Raw genomic sequence first — 20,028 nt, forward strand, 5'->3', positions numbered from 1 at the left:
CTTTTCTTTAAAAAAGAAGTAGCTACAAACAGTGCAATTTATTGAGCAGCACTGACAATTTTTGGTGTGATAATGGCTTGTAAATCACCATCACGAGATTGGCTATATAAGATATCATCGACAACTGTTGGTGTGGAATGTATACCACTACCATCAACTTTATGACGAGAGACTATTTCACCTGTATCTTGGTCTAACCAATGTAAGTAACCCTCAAAGTCGCCTACAACTATGTATCTATCAACTACTGAAGGACCAGTTACCGCACGGTTTGTTAACTCTACATTACTCCAGCGTTCAATGCCGTTTACACGATTTAGGGCATAAATATGACCACGGGTATTAGTCAAGAAAATATCATTACGATAAACAGCAATTTGTCTATATGACGAATATTGACGCTTCCATAAAATACGACCGGTCTTTAACTCTATAGAAACTAGGTTACCACGCGCAGAGATAGCATAAACTTTATCACCAAAAACTACGGGCGCTGAATCAACGTCAATTACACGCTCTAACTCTGTAGATCCTGTTGCTTCGCCTACTTCTGAGGTCCAGCCAGCTTGGCCTTTTTCAAGAATATATACGCTAATTTCACCTTTACCTGAGCCGACTAAGACACCACCGGAAGCGATTACTGGTGTACTGATACCACGTAATGTTAATGGTGGTACATCTTGCTCAACTTTCCATAACTCATCACCGGTATTAGCGTCAAATGCCTTAATCAAACCTGATGCGGAGTTAACCACTAAAATTCCAGAGTCAATAGCAGGAGGTGTGATGACTTCACCTTTAATTTTAGCCTGCCAAACCAGCTCACCGGTTTCAGCATCTAAAGCAAAGACATCACCATTTTCAGTACCCAAAAAGACTTTGTTAAGGCCTGCTGTTGGGCCACCAGCAACTAGGGCAGAAAGACGACTATCCCAGAAGCTACGTTCATTATTTATGTCGCTTAAATCAACCGTCCAAACTCTTTGACCACTTTCTTTATCAAAAGCAATTACATCGCCCATACGGCTGGCGCTATATACTTTGTTGTAAGCTACGATAGGCTTCAAGCGCGAAAAATAGTCATCAACGCCATCACCGACACTACGATCCCATAATACTTCAACGTCAAAAGCATTATCTAAATCACTAAGCTCTGCAACTTTTGTACTAGGGTCTTCATCATCATTCGACGAACAAGCCAATAAGCTTGAAGATAACAAGACAATAGCTAGTGCTTTTTTAGCACTAAAACCCTTAAAAAAATTTTTATCAAAACAACGCATAGTTTGCCTTATTAACAAAAGTAAATGATCTTGCTAGATTACCCGTTAGGTTATTTAGCAGCAGGCTCTGCAACAACCGTTTCAGCTACAACTTCTGAAGAAGTAGGTAAGGTAGTTACTTGGGCCAGATCATCTAACTTAATTTGTAAACTTGGGCTGGTAGCAATGCCATCAGCAGCTATAGCAGCTTGATAAGCATTACGAGCAAGGTCAGGTTTACCTTGTTGTAAATACGCATCACCTTTAATTTCTTCGATCGCTGCAGTAAATGACTCAGGTAAATTACTATTAAGTGTTGCTAAGGCTTCAGAGTATTGCTCAAGCTGCACTTGTACACGCGCCAAACGTAAACTGGCAATCGCTTTAATACCGTCTGTTGGTGCAGTATCAATGGCAGTAGTTAATTGCTTTTGCACTAATGCCCAGTCTTTGTGTGACGCAGCATCTTTTGCTAGTGCTAATGCAGTTAAAGCGACATAGCTATTGTTGCCATTCTCACTGATAAATTTCTCACCATTCTCAGCAAATACTTTTGCATCTTTGCCGCTTTGTTCAATAAGCGTTTGATAGCTATCAGACACCGCTATCTCTTGCTCAAGCTGGCTATCTTGATAAAAATTAAAACCAATAAAACCGGCGAAACCTAAAAATATACCAGCACTGATGGTCATGCCATTTTTTGCCCAGTAACCTTTAATTGCTTCTACTTGTTGTTCTTCCGTTTGATAAATTTCCACTACTTCACCTTGGCTTAAAGCCCTTGAGTTAATTCAGTTAACAAGCTAGAAACTTGAGTAAATTCCACGCTTTCCTGTTCTTTTTGTCCGCGTAGGTATTTCACCATAACTTTCTCTTGAGCAATTTCATCATCACCTAAGATTAACGCGATTTGTGCGCCTGATTTATCGGCACGTTTTAATTGTTTCTTCATATTGCCACCGCCACAGTGACACTGCAATCTAATATCTGGTACTTGATCACGCCATTGCTCAGCTAACTTATTTGCTGTCACTTGCGCATCATCACCTAATATAACCACGTAGGCATCTACCTGAGGGCGTGTGTTAGTGACTTTGTCCAACTCGGTAAGCATTAGAACTAAACGTTCAATACCTAAAGCAAAACCAAAAGCGGGTGTTGCTTTACCACCAAGTTGTTCAACTAAACCATCGTAACGACCACCAGCACAAATAGTACCTTGTGCGCCTAATGTGTCAGTAACCCATTCAAATACTGTGCGGTTATAATAATCTAGGCCACGTACTAAACGTTCATTTAATACATAACTAATACCTGCGGCATCTAAACGCGCACACAAGGTATCAAAATGCGTTTGTGTTTCTTCACCAAAATGATCTGATAATTTAGGTGCATTCACTAATGCTTCTTGAACCTGTGGATTCTTACTGTCCAGCACTCTTAACGGGTTAGTGTGCATACGACGTTTAGAATCGTCATCAAGTAACGCTTCATGTTCAACTAAATAGGCAATCAAAGCTTCACGATAATTTGCACGCTCATCGTTAGATCCTAATGAATTCAACTCTAGTGTGACAAACTCATTGATGCCAAGTTCCTTCCATAAACGTGCTGTCAGTAAAATAATTTCAGCATCAATGTCTGGAGTCGCTATACCAAAGGCTTCTAGGCCAAATTGGTGAAACTGACGATAACGACCTTTTTGTGGTCTTTCGTGGCGAAACATAGGTCCCATATACCAGAGTCGTTGCTCTTGATTATACAGTAAACCATGTTGTACACCCGCGCGGACACAGCTTGCTGTGCCTTCTGGGCGTAATGTTAAACTATCACCATTAAGATCATCAAAAGTGTACATTTCTTTTTCAACAATATCGGTGACTTCACCAATACCACGTTTAAATAGTGCGGTTGACTCAACAATTGGCATGCGAATCTCAGCAAAACCATAATTACTGGCAACGCGACGTAATACCGATTCCACCATTTGCCAAATATTTGTTTCACTTGGGAGGCAATCATTCATGCCACGTATTGCTTGTAGAGCCTTTTGTTTAGCCACTGAGGAGTCTCTCTTTCTTATTCTTTTGGTAAAGCTGAAAGTTACCATCATATAGAAGGCCTTCAGCTTTACGCATAATTAATATGTTAAGTGCTGCTTTAAATTTACGCAGCGCGCAGTATACCTAATAACAGGGCGCTAATAAACCGTAACGATTAAAGTGCTTAGTACTGGGTCCTAACTTAGAGGTCTGGCTTAGGGTAAGTTATTTTTAATAGACCCTAATCGACTGATTTAAAGTCTATCTTATTTTTTTCATCTTGGCGCTCGTCCATGGCATGAGCTTTTGCACGGATACGCTGTTCAAGCTGATCAACAAGGTCATTGTTATCAAAGCGTTCTTTCTGACGAATGCCATCAAGATAGTAACCACTTTTTTTACTGCTGCCAGTTAAACCAAGGTCTGACACCATAGCTTCACCTGGACCATTGACGATACAGCCAATAATAGATACATCCATCGGTGTCATAATATCTTCAATTCGCTGTTCTAATGCGTTGACCGTTGCCACTACATCAAACTCTTGACGTGAGCAGCTTGGACAAGCAATAAGATTAATACCACGGCTACGTAATTTAAGTGATTTTAAAATATCAAAACCCACTTTAATTTCTTCAATTGGGTCTGCCGCCAATGAGATACGCAAGGTATCACCAATGCCCTGTGCTAGTAATAAACCTAACCCAACTGACGACTTAACTGATCCAGAGCGCAAACCACCAGCTTCGGTAATGCCTAAATGTAATGGATTATCAATTTGTTTAGCTAATAATTTATAAGATTCAACCGCTAGAAAAACATCTGAGGCCTTAACACTGACCTTAAACTGATCGAAGTTCAACCTGTCGAGAATATCAACATGACGCATAGCAGACTCGAACAGTGCTGCTGGCGTTGGCTCAGTATATTTCTCTTGAATGTCTTTCTCTAATGAGCCGCCATTAACACCGATACGAATAGGGATATTGTTATCCCTAGCACTCTCAACCACACTGCGAATTCGACTTTCATTGCCAATATTCCCTGGATTGATACGTAAACAATCCGCGCCGTATTCAGCAACTTTTAGTGCGATGCGGTAATCAAAGTGAATATCAGTAACTAACGGCACATCAACTTGCTTTTTGATTTCACGAAATGCTTCTGCTGCGTCCATAGTTGGTACACTTACCCGTACTATATCGGCACCGACAGCTTCTAGCGCCTTTATTTGCGCCACAGTTGCGGCTACATCTGTGGTCAAGGTATTTGTCATTGATTGCACAGTAATTGGCGCGTCGCCACCAACGGGTACGTTACCAACCATAATTTGGCGAGAGACACGACGTATAATTGGAGATTCTTTAAACATAATTTTTCTTTATATAAGGTAGTCGTTAATTAGAAGTAAACCCCTAAGTAACAAACTACTCAACAATAGGTAAGTTAAACTTAGCAATATTGCCAACATTAAAAGTCGACATGTCAACTGGTTGGCCATTAAAAACAATGCTAGTTAACTCTGGTTTGCCAACTGTAATACGCAAAGGGGCTTTGCCTTGAATTGTCATTACATAACCTGACTTCTTAACGCCCCAAGCAACTCGTTCACCCGTTGCATCATAAATGTTTACCCAGCAATCGCCTTTAAAAGTAAACACTGCGGTACTTAGCGTTGCAACTGTCTCAGGCTCTTTTTCAGGTTTAACTTCGCTTGTTAAAGCGCTAGTTGAGTTGATGATATTTTCATCAAGCACTTGCTCGGGAGCAGTACTTAAAGTCAAATTATCATCACTCGTCATATCAATTTTTTGCACCTCTTTAACAGGTGAAGGTTCTGCCTTATTTTGAACAGTATTTTCACTAATATCTTCAGTAACGTTTTCAAATGTACTCACCGAAGAGCTTGAGGTTTGTTGGTTACCTTCTTGTAGCCACCATAAAACGGTCAACCCGATTAAAACGGCAACAATCAAATAACTTAACCACATAACACGGCTATGTTCTGCTTGTTTGGCTGTTTCTCTAGAGAAACTTAACATTTCACTGCGCTGAATACTCGCGGCATCAAGCGCATCATAACTTGCCAACACTTCATCAACGGCAACACCAACTAATTTAGCGTAATTAGCTAAATACCCGCGATTAAAGGTCACTGGCATTAAGGGGTCAAAGATATCGTTTTCCATATCTTTAACAATACCGACTTTAAAATTCAGTTTACTGGAAATGTACTCCTGAGAGAGTGATAACGCCTTACGAGCATCACCTAACATAGCGCCTGGGCTTACCATTTCCATGTCTTCTCTTAGCTCTGTAATTTGTTCGTCTTTATTTTCTTCTTCACCTGCTTGATTGGCAGGGGTAACATCATTAATCATTAATATTTTTCACTGTTTGAGGGTCAACCACATAGAGTTTATCGCCTATACGGATTTTATTTTTTTCAGATATGTTATTCCACCTACGTAATGTATCGAGTTTAACGTTATATTTCACCGAAATATTGTAAAGGTTCTCTCCCGGCTTCACGGCATGGAAAACTTCTTCTTCATCTAAAACTTCGCTATTACCAACTGACTCTGCGAGGACTGCTGAAGCTATAATAGGTGTCGTAACCTTAATCGATTCTTGAGTAATAGTTGCTGCGGATTCATGTATTTCAGCAATTGTTACTACGGTTTCCATCTCTTGATGTATTGCTTCAGGTAGCGGTACATCACGTGTTGCCGGCACCGGTTTTGTTGAAGTAGGCTCAAGTGTATTAACGTCAGACTGAGCTAATACCGCTGTTGTAGTTATTTCCTCTGCTGCAACATTCCCTGTCTCATTAATTACAGGATTAAGCTCTTTAGTATTAGCCGCTGCGGTGTTTGCTACTGGAGTTGAGGCATGACTTACCGGAAGGTTTGTCACCACGACTGCTCCAGCCACAGTAGCTGATAATAATGTAGTACCTGAGCCCAGTGCAGATTGAGTTGCACTATTTACGGCAGTATTTGTTGCAACAGTATTTTCGATAATCGGTGTGGTTACTACTGTGGCAGCTGAATTTACCGCTGGCAACTTTTTGCTATTAGTTGCTGGAATCGTCGTTTTAACACTACTGGTATAAGGCGAGTTTTTTGTTTTGTTTGGTGAAAGTTTTACCACTCGTTTATTACTAGACGGAGATAAATGTTGGTTCTTTTCTTTTTCACTAACTTGGTATTTTCTCGCCAAATCATCGGCATCAATATACTCTAATTCATTAAGTAGGTACTGCTTGCCTTCCCACGATTGCGGATACATTTTCACTAACATGTTCGCGTAATTATTTGCAGTGCGTCGCTGACCTAGTTTCCAATATAATTTATAGGCGAGTGCTAATGAGTCTGCGGTAAATCGTTGGGTTTTACGCTCAAACTTCTGTAGAAAGCGTTTACTTTCTTTGTAATCTCCCATGGCATATTGTAAACGTATCATTTGTAACAAGGTTGCCGTTCTATTCGGGCTATGAAATATAGCTTTATTCAAATACATTTCAGCTTTTTCAAAATCATTACTCTGTAAATAACAAGAGGCCAGATTTTCATAACTTTGCGAAACCAAAATATAGCTGGGCACAGCAATCGCTTTTAAAAATTGAACTTCAGCAGCGGCAATTTTATCTTGTCGACACAAAAACACCCCATAGTTATTTAGGGTATCAGCACTGTCCGCCTTGATAATTAAAGCTTGTTCAAATGAAGCAATAGCAAGTTCACTTTCACCGACAGTTTCATAATAATGGGCAAAAGCGGTGTGCACTTGCACTAAATTTGGCGAGAACCTTTTCGCTTTTTCTAAGTTAAGCTTTGCCTGAGACATGTCACCCATTTTTAGGTAACCTAATCCTAATGAAACACGTGTAGCCGCCATTTCATCACGATTAGCTTGGTTTTTAACAATAGGCTCATTATTTTCAAAGCTTTGGGTAACACAACCACTTAACAGCGATAGAGAAACCGCTGCTAAAATTGTTGGAAGAATATATTTAGCCATAGCTTTATCCAAAATATGCAATGCGTTAACCGCCTCTTATTGTTATACCGAACTTACTCATTAAGTGAACGTTTCAAATTGCCTACATTGGCAATATTATCGCTCTTTCAACGTCAATAGCTTTGTTATTAACATTTATTCTCAATGCTTCTTTTAAAATGGAAACGCTAACCCTATGAATGAGCTTGGTCGTATTTTTCACTAAAAACAATGCGCTAATGCTTAAATTGATTTTATAGAGATAGTGTCAGCTTTAGGTTGATCTTTCAATGAACTTATTTCAGCATTTCTTGATACATTAAAAGCACTACGCTTAGTTCTGTCGAAGACATCACCCGCGAGTTGACCACAGGCAGCATCAATGTCTTCACCACGAGTTCGCCTAGTGATAACCGTTAAACCATAACTCTGTAATACTTTATCAAAACGATCAATACGTGAATTACTTGAACGCTTATAGGGCGATCCTGGATATGGATTAAATGGTATCAAGTTTATTTTGCTCGGTAAGCCTTTTAATGCGTGTGCTAATTCATGTGCTTGATCAGTACTATCATTCACATGATCAAGCATAACGTATTCAATAGTCGCTTGTTTATTCGCTTTTGAACCATCAATATATCGCCCAGCTGCTGCAATAAAATCTTCCAACGGGTACTTTTTGTTGATAGGCACCAATTCATCGCGCAGTTTATTATTAGGAGCATGAATTGAAATAGCTAAAGCACAATCAATTTTTTCTTTAAGCATGTCTAAAGCAGGAACAACACCTGAGGTACTTACCGTGACACGGCGTTTGGACAAGCCATAACCTAAGTCGTTCAACATGGTATCTAATGCAGGGATTAAATGTTTCATATTTAATAGCGGTTCGCCCATGCCCATCATAACAATGTTGGTAATAGGGCGAGTACCGGCAATGCGAGTTGCGCCAATATCATTGGCAACACGCCATACTTGGCCGATAATTTCGGACATAGTTAAATTGCGATTGAAACCTTGCTGAGCCGTAGCACAGAAAGTACATTCTAATGCGCAACCCACTTGAGATGACACACATAAGGTGGCTCGATCATTTTCAGGGATCCAAACGGTCTCGACTTCTTGACCACCTTCAAGTTTTAAGGCGTATTTAATAGTACCGTCTTCTGAAATTTGCTTTTCAGAAATATCGGGTGCTGATATCACACAATTGCGCTGTAGTTTTTCACGTAACTTCTTATTGATATTAGTCATTTGCTCAAAGTCACTGTAACCAAAGTGATAAATCCACTTCATGATCTGATCAGCTCTAAATGGTTTCTCACCAATAGACTCAAAGTATTCACGCATACTTTTATGATCAAAATTAAGTAGGTTAACTTTTTTGCTTACATCACTCATAGAACAAACTCTCAATAACTAAGGTTAAACTACTCATTAAAGTAGCCTAAAAAACAAGGCGCGTATTGTACGCTTTTCAAGCAACAATCGCAATTTTACTAAGTTATCTTCAATGGATTTATGATCCACTAAAAATAACAAAAGGATTTTACCAACGAGTCAGTAAAATCCTTTTAAATATTAATTTCTTTTAAGCGCAGATAATCACTTTGTTAGCAAGGCGCTAGCGCGGAGCCTAGTTTACTAGGTGAGCACTTGCAACGCCGAAAGCAAGGTGATTGCGCGATTAAATAGAAATTAACGAGTACGTGAACAAATCTCATCATCTGAGAAGAAGTATGCAATTTCACGTGCAGCTGATTCTAAAGCGTCAGAGCCGTGAGCAGCATTTTCATCAATTGAATCTGCAAGATCAGCACGGATAGTACCCGCAAGTGCTTCAGCAGGGTTAGTAGCACCCATGATTTCACGGTTTTTAAGAACAGCGTTTTCGCCTTCTAAAACTTGAACCATAACTGGACCTGAAGTCATAAATGAAACTAAAGCGCCAAAGAAAGGACGTTCGCTATGTTCAGCGTAAAAACCTTCAGCTTTTTCTTGGCTTAAGTGGATCATTTTAGAAGCAACGATTTTTAAACCAGCAGTTTCAAAACGGTTGTAGATTTGACCAATGAAGTTTTTAGCAACTGCGTCTGGTTTTACGATAGAAAAAGTACGTTCGATAGCCATGATAAGCCCTTATAATTTAATTTAAGTTAAGTTAAAATTTAACTGTATAGCTAGCCACTTGTTAAAACGGCTATAATTTTGGGCGCATTATAGACGAAATGAAGGTAAAAAACCAATGATATTACTTTTAAGCTTATGCTTAGGTTATATCACTAGTTTTATTAAGGTTGGCTAACAGTAAGTTAAACTTTGTTGACCTTACTTTTGACTAGCTGTTACTTACAGATTGTGCCTAAACGCTGGTACGGCGGTATTGACGATAAACCGGTTTCCAGAAGTTACGCTCAATTTTGGCAAGTAACTCATCATCACTCATAGATAATGCTAAGTTCTGTTTAAAGGCGACTTGTGCAATAGCAAAAGCAATATCCTTACTTAGTTGTGCGATGGCGGTTAATGGTGGTAGTAGTTCATCCGATTCATTATTAGCAAGAGGTGATGCCGCTGCTAAGGTTTCACTGGCAACTTGTAACATATCATCGGTAATACGACTAATATTTGCCGCCACAACACCTAAACCAATACCTGGGAAGATGTAACTGTTATTACACTGCGCGACCGGGAAAATTTTTCCTTGATACTCAACCGGCTCAAATGGACTACCAGTGGCTATAATCACTTCCCCCTTGGTCCAGTTAATCACTTGGCTTGGTGTTGCTTCCACTTGACGAGATGGATTACTTAACGGGAAGATAATAGGAAGTTCACAATGAGACTTCATCGCGGTAATAACTTGTTCGGTAAATAAGCCTGACTGACCTGAAACACCTATGAGAATATCAGGTTTAGCACCATGCATAACTTCAACAAGTGTGGCAAACTCACCTTTAATATCCCAAGTTGCAAGCGCTTCATTGCTTTGTACTAATTTTTGCTGGAAATCACGCAATTCTGCCATACCTTGTGTTAATAGGCCATATCTATCAACCATATAGACTTGGCTACGTGCTTGTTCTGTTGAAAGGCCTTCACTAACCATTTGGCTAATAATTTGTTCTGCTATTCCACAACCTGCCGAGCCTGCACCAACAAAAGCAACACTCTGCTCTGATAATTTAGAGCCTTTACTACGACAAGCAGCAAGTAAAGTGCCGACAGTAACTGATGCTGTGCCTTGGATATCATCATTAAAACAACAAATTCTATCTTTATAACGTTGTAATAGGGGCATAGCATTAGGTTGGGCAAAATCTTCAAATTGCAATAAAACATGGGGCCAACGACGTTTGACTGCGCTTATAAATAACTCGACAAACTCATCATATGAATCTTGGTCGATGCGTTTATGGCGTGCCCCCATATACATAGGATCGTCTAATAACTTTTGGTTATTCGTACCGACATCAAGCATTACCGGTAAAGTATGAGCAGGACTTATGCCACCACAAGCAGTATACAAAGACAACTTACCAATGGGTATGCCCATGCCGCCAATGCCTTGATCGCCTAAGCCCAAGATACGTTCACCATCGGTAACTACAATCACTTTTACCTTGTTTTTAGTAGCATTACGCAACATATCGTCAATATTAAATCTATCTTCGTAAGAGATAAACAAACCACGTGAGCTGCGGTAAATATCAGAAAACTGTTCACAAGCATCGCCAACCGTTGGTGTATAGATAATTGGCATCATTTCAGCCAGGTGGTTTTGCACTAATTTAAAGAATAACGTTTCATTATTATCATGAATAGCACGTAAGTATATGTGCTTATTAATATTTGTATTAAAGCAGCTATACTGGCGATATGCACGTTCAGCTTGTTCATCAATGCTTTCAAAACGTGGCGGTAATAATCCTGTTAGGTTGAAACTATCGCGCTCTTCTTTGCTAAAGGCACTGCCTTTATTCAGTAGAGGGGTTTCTAATAATGAAGGACCTGCATAAGGGATGTAAAGTGGGCGTTGAGATTGGGGCATTTGGCTGACTGCTTATATGTTTGATGAATGTGGAAATCGGCTAAAAGTATAGATGATATTAGCCCTACTGCAAAGCAAGACAGTGATTGAATTTGTTAAAAGTACGAAGGATTTAGGAGAATGATTTGTAATAATAGAGTTGAAAAAGATATTTCGATTCTACTATGTGAAAAATATTGTTTACCGAGTAATAAAATACCAGATTGTTTAGTGGAAATACATTTATAGGTAAGATAGTTACTATTAATCTACTTCGGCCATCCAAGCAAGTTGAATGGCTTCAAGTACTCGTTCACCGCAGTGCTCTGGATCATCGTCAAAGCGTTCTAAATTAAGTACCCATAACCTTAATTCGGTGAAGTGTAACTTAAAAGGGTCTACATCAGGATGTTGCTCAATTAAATCCAACGCAATCTCTTGAGAATCACTCCATAGAAGTCCAGCTGCCATGTTTTTACCCATTGTTAGCAAGGTTATTTCAGCAGATAAATCACATTGAACACTAAAATAACAATTGAAAGAAAAATAAATCTATAATTAACATTAGTATAAACCAGATGAATAGCAACCTAGCCTTTCGACAAAAAGCACAGTCTGTATGCCACCAATTTTTTAAATTCTTCATGCTTAATCCAACCGTGAAAACGCTGCCTCACCAGTATATCATTTGTTATATGAATAAATAGAACACTTGCGATATGACATTTACCTACTGAAATTAACACTAACTATTCACTAAATCAGTTTGTTGATATTCAACTAGATTACTCATATCAATTTTCTTCTTGATATTCAGCTTCTCAACAAAATAATTATTATACTGCTTTTATTTAATACCTTAATTATTTCACTTTACTGCAAAGTATTTATGCTATTTTCCTTTCAATCGCTGATAAGTAAAATACAATACCACTAACAAACAAGTAATTAGTTTTAAATTCCATAAATAATCTACAGGCAACAAAATGGATTCTTTCGATAAACATATTCTTAGCATTTTGCAAAAAGATTGCACCCTTTCAACCAGTGATGTTGCTGAGCGAGTAGGCTTGTCAACAACCCCCTGCTGGCGAAGAATTCAGGCCATGGAGAAATCAGGAGTGATTAAAGGTCGCGTCGCTTTAGCCGATCCTGAAAAGCTCAATGTAGGTTTGTCCATTTTTGTTATGGTGAAAACTAATCAGCATAACCCCGACTGGTTAGCGACCTTTGCCAAAGTTGCTGATGATTTTCCTGAGATAGTTGAGTTTTATCGCATGAGTGGTGATGTTGATTACTTATTACGTGTGGTTGTGCCTGATATGAAAGCTTACGATCACTTTTATAAAGAGCTAATTACCCGCGTAGATTTTTCAGACATCAGTTCTAGCTTCGCCATGGAAGAAATAAAATACACTACCGCCCTGCCAGTTGACTACATTTAACATAAGTTAAATCACCAATCACTGACCGTTTTTATTGTTTTATTGCATAAAAATTCATTTAAACGGTTAGTAAACTCACTTCATAACTTTAAAAAAACACCTTTCACCTAAAATAAAGCAATAAAATAAAAATAAACCCTTAACTAAATTCACTATAAAAACAAATACATAACAATACCCCCTTAATGTTTCACAACTTTTCACACCAATTCAAGACTCTTCAAACCGCTTAGTTTTAGATGAATGCCGTTGCGCTAACGTTAACTGCCGAATGTAAATTTTTTCAGTTTTAAATTAGCTAGTGTTGATGTTTTTACCAGCAATAAAGCATTAATAACACAAAAAAACGGCTTATTGGTAATAGATACTTTACTAAATCCGCGACTGTTTTTACTGCAACAAATAAGTTCGCAAGGAATGTATATATATGTATGTATGTATGTAACACCATAGATATTTACCTTTCTTTCAAATCATCAAAAACATAAAAAATATAATAAGTGGAATACAATATGAAACACTACAAATTTAACAAGTTGAATAGCGCAGTAAAATCTGCACTTATGCTAGGTTTACTTACTAGCACCACCATAGCTTTTGCTGAAGAAAGCACAGCAAAATTAGCCAAAACTGAAGAAGTAGAAGTAATACAAGTGCGCGGCATTCGTGGCAGTGTCGTGCAGTCTTTAAATACCAAACGTTATGCCAATTCAGTAGTAGATGCGGTAACAGCTGAAGATATTGGTAAATTCCCCGATCAGAACGTGGCCGAGTCACTCCAACGTATCACTGGTGTGTCAATTACCCGTAGTTTTGGTGAAGGTGAGCGTGTCAGTATTCGTGGTACAACCGAGAGTCAAAATAGAACATTACTGAATGGCCAAGCGGTAGGATCAGCTGACTGGTGGACAAACTCAGCCGCAAGTCGTGGCTTCAACTACACCATGCTTCCATCAGAAATTGTTTCAGGTTTAGAAGTCTATAAAACACCTGAAGCAGATATCGATGAAGGCTCAATTGGTGGTACCGTTATTGTTAGAACACGTAAGCCACTAGATTTAGAAGCCAATAAGTTTGCGGGTTCTGTTTTAGCTCAATACTCTGATGTTTCTGGTGAGACAGATCCACAGCTTTCAGCCCTTTACAGCTGGAAAAATGAAGATGAAACCTTTGGTGCTTTAATTTCCTTAGTCCGACAAGAGCGTAACTTACGTCGTGATGGAATTGAAGCATGGAGTTGGACCGACCGTGATATCACCATGGCTGATGGCACTGTCCATGAAGATGTTTACAGCCCAGGTGGCGGTGGATCAGCAATGTTTAGCCAAGAACGTATTCGTACTGGTGGCAACCTAACCCTGCAGTATCGTCCAACTGATACCACTGAAATGACCTTCAATGCGCTTGATAGCACCATGAAAATGGACAATGAAAACCAAAACTTCTTATGGCTACCGGGTTATGGTGGTTCGGAATACACTGATATTACCATTATTGAGCATGACCAAGTGGGTGCAATGGCCGTTGGTGGCACTTTAGGGTTATCACCTGGTGGCAATAATATTCTTGATGAAACCAAAGTACGTAACTCAAAATTGAAAACAACTTCATATGATTTAAAAATTGATCATGAGGGGGATGTTTGGACATCCAGTATTCATTTTGGTTATACCAAAGGTAGTGGTGGTTCACAGGCTGATCGTAGTGTTGGTTGGGGTGGTAATTATGAACATAGTTATGATGCTTCAGCGGCTAGGGATGTTAAAACTAGCTATGGCGCAGATCCAGCTGATGGCAGCAAATGGGGATTAGACTTTTTACGCTACGACAGTAACGATGCCCAAGATGATGAAAGCTATGTACAAGTAGATTTTGGTCGTGACCTTGACCTTGGTGTATTTAGCGCAATTAAGTTTGGTGCAAAATATCGTGATCACGCGCGCTTTAATACCAAACATACTACCGATGCCCGCGAAGATTTGAATTGGAGCTTGGCTGATTACTCACTAGCGATGCCTTCAGACTTTTTATCTGGCCAAGGCTCTGCTGGTACTTTAAAAAATTATGCAATAACGGATTCAAATAAAATTCGTAGTGAAGGTGATGCTTTAGGCTGGGATTACCGACTACTTAAAGCCAGTACTTTTGATATCAGTGAAAAAATTTCTGCCGCTTACATTAAAGCAGATATAGATGCTGAAGGTTTACGCGGTAACGTGGGTGTACGCTTAGTTTATACCGACCAAAGTTCGGCAGCTTATGTTGGCGCCACTGGCAGCGAAACTTGGACTGATGAGTCAACGAGTTACTTTGATATTTTACCAAGCTTAAACCTTGCCGTTGATTTACAAGAAGACTTATTACTTCGTATGAGTGCTGCGCGAGTAATGTCTCGTCCTGACTACGCTAAAATGACCTCATCTACGTCATACAACAAAGAAACACAAACGGGTACTGGTGGTAATCCAGGCATTGACCCGTATCGGGCAACACAGTTCGATTTAGGTTTAGAATGGTACTTTAGTGATGCAGGTATTGTTTCAGCAGTACTTTTCTTAAAAGACATTCAATCATTTATAGATACCCAAGCGACGCTAGAAACCCATGAAGGTGTTGAAATATTAATTAACCGACCAGTAAACGGTAAAGGCGGTACGATTCAAGGTCTAGAGTTTGGTTACCAGCAAGAATTGTATGAAGGGATTGGTATCTCGGCTAATTACACTTATGTTGATGGCGAAGCTAAAGACAGTGAGGGTAATAATGTCACAATTCCAGGCAATTCAGACCATACAGTTAACCTAAGTAGTTACTTTGAAACAGACACTTTTAGTGGCCGAATTTCTTATAACTATCGCACTGGTTATGACACAGGTGAAGGCTGGCCTGGATATGTTGATGATTATGGCCAAGTAGATGCTAACCTTTCTTATAACCTTAATGAAAATATTACTTTTATCGTTGAAGGCATTAACTTAACGGATGAAAAAACCTTCAGCTACCAAGAAAAAGGCGTTAAACAAGCCTTAACAGGTTATTACGCTGACGGCCGAAGACTTGTTGCAGGTGTTCGCTTTAATTTTTAAGCAATAATAACAAAGCCAGTTTGTCGCTAGTAGTCTCTTATTCTACTAGCGACAATTCATAGCCAAGTAACTTTTAAATACTGACTAAAGTAAGCATTAAGGTTATTTGGCTATGACCAAGACAAGGATTTTACCCTTACACACACTCTTGGTTTTTTCGCGAGTTTTAGCCGTCAGGTTAAAACTCGTTTTTTTATTTAAAGCTTAAAAAAGTAGAGCAATCAACAAATAAACACAGTAGAATAAATTTATCCCTTTCATTGCTAAAGATATTGTTGATATTGAGTTTGTGCATGCACTTCCCCCCTCTTTTTATACTTATTTTAAGTAAACGTCTGAATAAATTCAGCAGACTTTAACAATGAAATTATTCACCACTGTCATATTACTCTTTTCCCTAATACTCAGCTTGCAGACTAAAGCCGACATGCTCTCGGCGACCCTAGATTACAACACCGGAAAATACTTACCCGCTTTTGATGAATTCCAACGTTTAGCAAAACTGGGGCATAAAGATGCCATTTATAATATTGGCGTAATGTACCTCTATGGCCAAGGTGTGAGTAAAAACTTGATTGATGCACATTCATGGTTTTCTTTAGCTGCCGATTATGGCTTAGATGACGCTCGTTCTGCAGCGCGATTAATTAAACAAGAGCTGACTGATAAAGAATACCCTGAATTACTTAGTAGGCGTTTAAGAAAACTAAACCAAACATTTGGCTATAGACATTACCAAAATACCCTATTACCTATTTTTAACGATAAGCAATATCAACTAACCGCTAATATTCCGCCACTTCGAATCCATAAGGTTGATGCTAAATACCCGAAGGAAGCTTATGAAAAAGGCATTGAAGGTTGGGTATGGTTAGAGTTCGACGTGGATGAATCTGGCGCGGTCAAAGATGTTGATATCATCGATGCATTTCCAAATAAAACGTTTAATCGCGCGATTTATAACGCTGTGCGTCGCTGGCGCTACGAACCATTGATGATTTCAGGGCAAGCGAAAAATTACTCCAGTCGGTCATTGCTTTATCATTTCACCACTTTCAAAGGTAAACGCTATCAAGCCAGTTTTAGCCAACAAAAGAAAAGTTACCAAAAGAAAATTAACCAACTTATAGAAGGTGCTGAGCAAGGTAATGCTTTAGTTCAATATTATATAGCTAACTGGTTAGTAGCCGATGAACATAATGCTACTCGCCTATTACGTTCTCATTGGCAACAAGCAACCGCTGGCTCAGATTTATTACTAGCTTCAGCGATAAATGGTTATCCAAACTCCCAATACCGATTGGGCAGTAATTTATTACGTGGTGAATATACTCAAGCTGATAGGCAAAAAGGTTTGAACTGGTTGTTAAACGCTGCTCAATCAGGTTTTTCTTATGCCCAATATCGACTTGGACGTGAATTATTAGATAAGCAAACCCTTGAATATGACGCCGAAAAGGCTAAACGCTGGTTACAAAGTGCCGCCGAACAAGGTCATTTTAGAGCATTACGAGATCTCATCACCATTGAACTAGCAGCAAATGATTATAAAAATGCAGCGCTATATCTCAAACTTGCGCTCAAACAAGATGATGACCATCCTGATTTATTATTAGCCCAAGCAAAGATACTACAGCAACAAAAGCAATATAAACAAAGTAAGAAAAAAGCAGCAGATGCATTAAAGCAAGCAAAATCACGTCAGTGGTACTTGTCAGATATCGCTAAATTTATCGATAAAAAAAAGATTATTGATAAAGCTAATCCTTAACTGACTTTGTAAACCCTAATTAGTCGTGAGCACTTCAAATTTAGAGGTTGAAGGTTAGAAATTGTTGTTTGTTGCTTAATGTTTAAGATTTGATACTTGATATTTATCAGAGCCTGTTACCCTTTCATTTTTCCTACTATTCTTTCGCTTTTCGTTGTAACAATATATCCGTTTCAAAGCCTTCTACTTTTGAAAACACCAATTGTTTACCGTCATTAGATGAGCTGATGTTCAGCATTAAATTGATGTCTTGCTCATGTTGACCAATGTTTGCAATATGTATATGTTCTTGCTCTAAAAATTTGTATAAATACAAACCTAATTGATGCCCCTGCTTCACTATATAATAAATGCCTAAGTCAAAAACATGCGGTCGATACAATAATAACGATGGCGCTAGATTATCTACAGGCAATTGCTCTATAGCATGGGCACTTAAAAATGACGCTATATAAGATATATAATGATGGTATGAAGGATTAAGTTGCTTCATTTTTGCTACTGATAATATTTCGTTGATTTGCCTATTAGGTCTAGTTTGAGCATTATCTTCAGGCTGTGAATGAGTTAGCTGACTCTCTAGAATCTTATGTTCATTGAGCAGTTTTGTGCTAGCAAGTTGCAAGTCGTATTGCCACAGCTGCTTACTGTCTTCATTTGTGGCACTAAAGACTATAAACTTACCATCACTAGACCAATTTACTTCATCAATATTTTTATAATCAAAAATAATAGCCACTAAATGCTTACTGTAAATATTGATCAAATGAAGATTTTGTCGACTGTCCCCTAATAAAAGGTTTTCACCATTAGGTGACCATAATAAATAGGTAGGATGAATATTTTCAGGTAAGTTAGCTAATAAATTAGCGGCTTTTTTATCTTTATTTTTTAGCCATATTTCAATATGTTTTAGACCATCTGTTGAGCGCCTTTGATAAGAAATAAAAGCTGTTTGCCGACCATCTTTCGACAAGGTGGGTAACACATCGGTACGCGCTGACGATGAGAGCTGTTTAGCCAACACTTCTTGGTGATTATTAAGTGACTTTAGCTGTAAATCATATAAGTTCACATTCACTAAACCTTCCGCATGTGCTAATTGTTTAGTCTGCGGATTTAAGTCGATATCTGGAATAAAGCCAATAGGTAGGTGCACAACTTCACTACTGCCATCAACTGACATTAACCGTAAACTCTCATTACCTAGCCAAAAACTTTGCCCACTTTCATGCCACTTCAGCCCCCAATATTCTTGCTGTCTACTTTCAATAATATGGCGTTTAGCGCTGGCAAGATCCATATGCTGTAAAATATAACCTTGCGAACTTTGTTCAACAAAAAGCAACTCATTAGTCACTTTATCAATATCCATTAATATCGGATGAATGCTGTTAATATTTTCCTGCTCAATAAGGCTTGGATAACCTTCTGTCGCTAAAGTTAATTTAGTTAAAATGGGCGAGTTATTTTGCCAGCCTTGCACATATAAACTGTTGTCGGTTAGCCAATGCATTTTTTGTCGGCTAAAACCAACCTGACAATCGCTCAAGTGAAAATCAGGACTCAAACGCCAAGTTTCAACCGGATTAACAACTGACATTACCCTAATTTCACAGCTGATAGGATCATGTCGATAATAGATTAACCATTTGCCATCGGGCGACCATTCGGGAGCCTCTTCACTATAGCCGGTACTTTTAATAACATGCACAGCTTGGGTTTGAGCATCAAACACCGCCATATCCATTTGATCACGATTATTACTACTTTGACTAAATGCTAAATAGCGGCCTTTAGGTGAGTAACGTAGAAAGTTTTCAGGCCCTGGGGTTGAAGTTAACCGAGACTCATAACTGTATTCTGGTACCTGTAAACTCGGCTTTGTTAATTCAATAATACCTATGGTAATGCTAATGCCTAATAAAACACTAGCAATCGCAACTAGGCTGAGGTTAAATTTATTCTTTTTAAATTGCTCTACATGTTCAGAGAGCGGCTCAGGAAAAACCAACTCGGCAATAAGTTGATAACCGACTCTAGGTACGGTTTTAATAAAACGTGGGGTTTCTTTATCATCATGCAGAGATTTACGTAATTGAGTGATAGCTTGAGAAACCGAGTTATCGCTAACGATTGTGTCGTTCCACAACGCATCCATAATTTGATTACGTGATACTGCCTGACCATAGTTTTCAATCAATAACTTGAGTAAATTCAGCTGTCTAGCTTCAATATCATGCCATTGTTGGTTAATGCATAGTTTAAGTGCGATAAAATCGACTTCAACCTCATTAACTTTAACTTTTTCTAATTGGCTTTGTGGCATGAATTTATTACAAATTTTAGGGCTAATTATTGGTCAATCGACGTAACAAAGGGTATTA

The 20,028-nt window shown here is 38.7% G+C and carries 14 protein-coding genes; 3 read left to right on the forward strand and 11 right to left on the reverse strand.

Annotated features, from left to right (window positions below):
- Positions 1-38 precede the first annotated feature (38 nt).
- The 10 genes from bamB to iscX form a co-directional block, all read right to left on the reverse strand.
- A complete protein-coding gene (gene bamB, locus GAB14E_RS06700; RefSeq protein ID WP_052093876.1) occupies positions 39-1,283 on the reverse strand; it encodes an outer membrane protein assembly factor BamB in 1,245 nt (414 codons plus the stop codon).
- Positions 1,284-1,333: 50 nt separating this feature from the next.
- Positions 1,334-2,020: a YfgM family protein gene (locus GAB14E_RS06695; RefSeq protein WP_033083368.1), complete on the reverse strand. Its 687-nt coding sequence runs from the start codon at positions 2,018-2,020 to the stop codon at positions 1,334-1,336.
- Between the two features lie 14 nt (positions 2,021-2,034).
- Positions 2,035-3,324 carry a histidine--tRNA ligase gene (hisS, locus tag GAB14E_RS06690; protein WP_033083369.1) on the reverse strand — a complete coding sequence of 430 codons (1,290 nt, stop codon included), beginning with the start codon at positions 3,322-3,324 and terminating at the stop codon, positions 2,035-2,037.
- 221 nt (positions 3,325-3,545) lie between these two features.
- Positions 3,546-4,676: a flavodoxin-dependent (E)-4-hydroxy-3-methylbut-2-enyl-diphosphate synthase gene (gene ispG, locus GAB14E_RS06685; RefSeq protein WP_033083370.1), complete on the reverse strand. Its 1,131-nt coding sequence runs from the start codon at positions 4,674-4,676 to the stop codon at positions 3,546-3,548.
- 55 nt (positions 4,677-4,731) lie between these two features.
- On the reverse strand, positions 4,732-5,685 hold the full coding sequence (locus GAB14E_RS06680; protein ID WP_033083371.1) for a RodZ domain-containing protein: 954 nt from the start codon (positions 5,683-5,685) through the stop codon (positions 4,732-4,734).
- Positions 5,678-7,327 carry a type IV pilus biogenesis/stability protein PilW gene (gene pilW / locus GAB14E_RS06675; protein WP_033083372.1) on the reverse strand — a complete coding sequence of 550 codons (1,650 nt, stop codon included), beginning with the start codon at positions 7,325-7,327 and terminating at the stop codon, positions 5,678-5,680. The genes GAB14E_RS06680 and pilW overlap by 8 nt, the downstream gene beginning before the upstream one ends.
- 222 nt (positions 7,328-7,549) lie before the next feature.
- Entirely contained in the window at positions 7,550-8,710 is a 1,161-nt protein-coding gene (gene rlmN / locus GAB14E_RS06670) for a dual-specificity RNA methyltransferase RlmN (RefSeq protein WP_033083373.1), read from the reverse strand.
- A 297-nt stretch (positions 8,711-9,007) separates the two neighbouring features.
- Positions 9,008-9,439 (reverse strand): nucleoside-diphosphate kinase, encoded by a 432-nt coding sequence (gene ndk / locus GAB14E_RS06665; RefSeq protein WP_033083374.1) that lies wholly within the window; start codon positions 9,437-9,439, stop codon positions 9,008-9,010.
- A gap of 232 nt (positions 9,440-9,671) precedes the next feature.
- Positions 9,672-11,360: an NAD-dependent malic enzyme gene (locus GAB14E_RS06660; protein ID WP_033083375.1), complete on the reverse strand. Its 1,689-nt coding sequence runs from the start codon at positions 11,358-11,360 to the stop codon at positions 9,672-9,674.
- Positions 11,361-11,603: 243 nt separating this feature from the next.
- Positions 11,604-11,810 carry a Fe-S cluster assembly protein IscX gene (gene iscX, locus GAB14E_RS06655; RefSeq protein ID WP_033083376.1) on the reverse strand — a complete coding sequence of 69 codons (207 nt, stop codon included), beginning with the start codon at positions 11,808-11,810 and terminating at the stop codon, positions 11,604-11,606.
- Between the two features lie 515 nt (positions 11,811-12,325).
- On the opposite strand from iscX, the gene GAB14E_RS06650 reads away from it, so the two are divergent.
- The 3 genes from GAB14E_RS06650 to GAB14E_RS24255 all read left to right on the forward strand — a co-directional run bounded on the left by GAB14E_RS06650 (position 12,326) and on the right by GAB14E_RS24255 (position 17,641).
- Entirely contained in the window at positions 12,326-12,784 is a 459-nt protein-coding gene (locus GAB14E_RS06650) for an Lrp/AsnC family transcriptional regulator (protein WP_033083377.1), read from the forward strand.
- Positions 12,785-13,347: 563 nt separating this feature from the next.
- Complete coding sequence (locus GAB14E_RS06645; protein WP_414734066.1) at positions 13,348-15,870, forward strand: TonB-dependent receptor; 2,523 nt, start codon at positions 13,348-13,350, stop codon at positions 15,868-15,870.
- A gap of 361 nt (positions 15,871-16,231) precedes the next feature.
- A complete protein-coding gene (locus tag GAB14E_RS24255) occupies positions 16,232-17,641 on the forward strand; it encodes a TonB family protein (protein ID WP_052093880.1) in 1,410 nt (469 codons plus the stop codon).
- 136 nt (positions 17,642-17,777) lie between these two features.
- Here the strand turns inward: GAB14E_RS24255 and GAB14E_RS06640 are convergent, their stop codons facing one another.
- On the reverse strand, positions 17,778-19,970 hold the full coding sequence (locus GAB14E_RS06640; RefSeq protein ID WP_033083378.1) for a winged helix-turn-helix domain-containing protein: 2,193 nt from the start codon (positions 19,968-19,970) through the stop codon (positions 17,778-17,780).
- Between the last annotated feature and the right edge of the window lie 58 nt (positions 19,971-20,028).

The sequence above is a fragment of the Colwellia psychrerythraea genome (genome assembly GCF_000764185.1).
Classification (GTDB): Bacteria; Pseudomonadota; Gammaproteobacteria; order Enterobacterales; family Alteromonadaceae; genus Colwellia; species Colwellia psychrerythraea_B.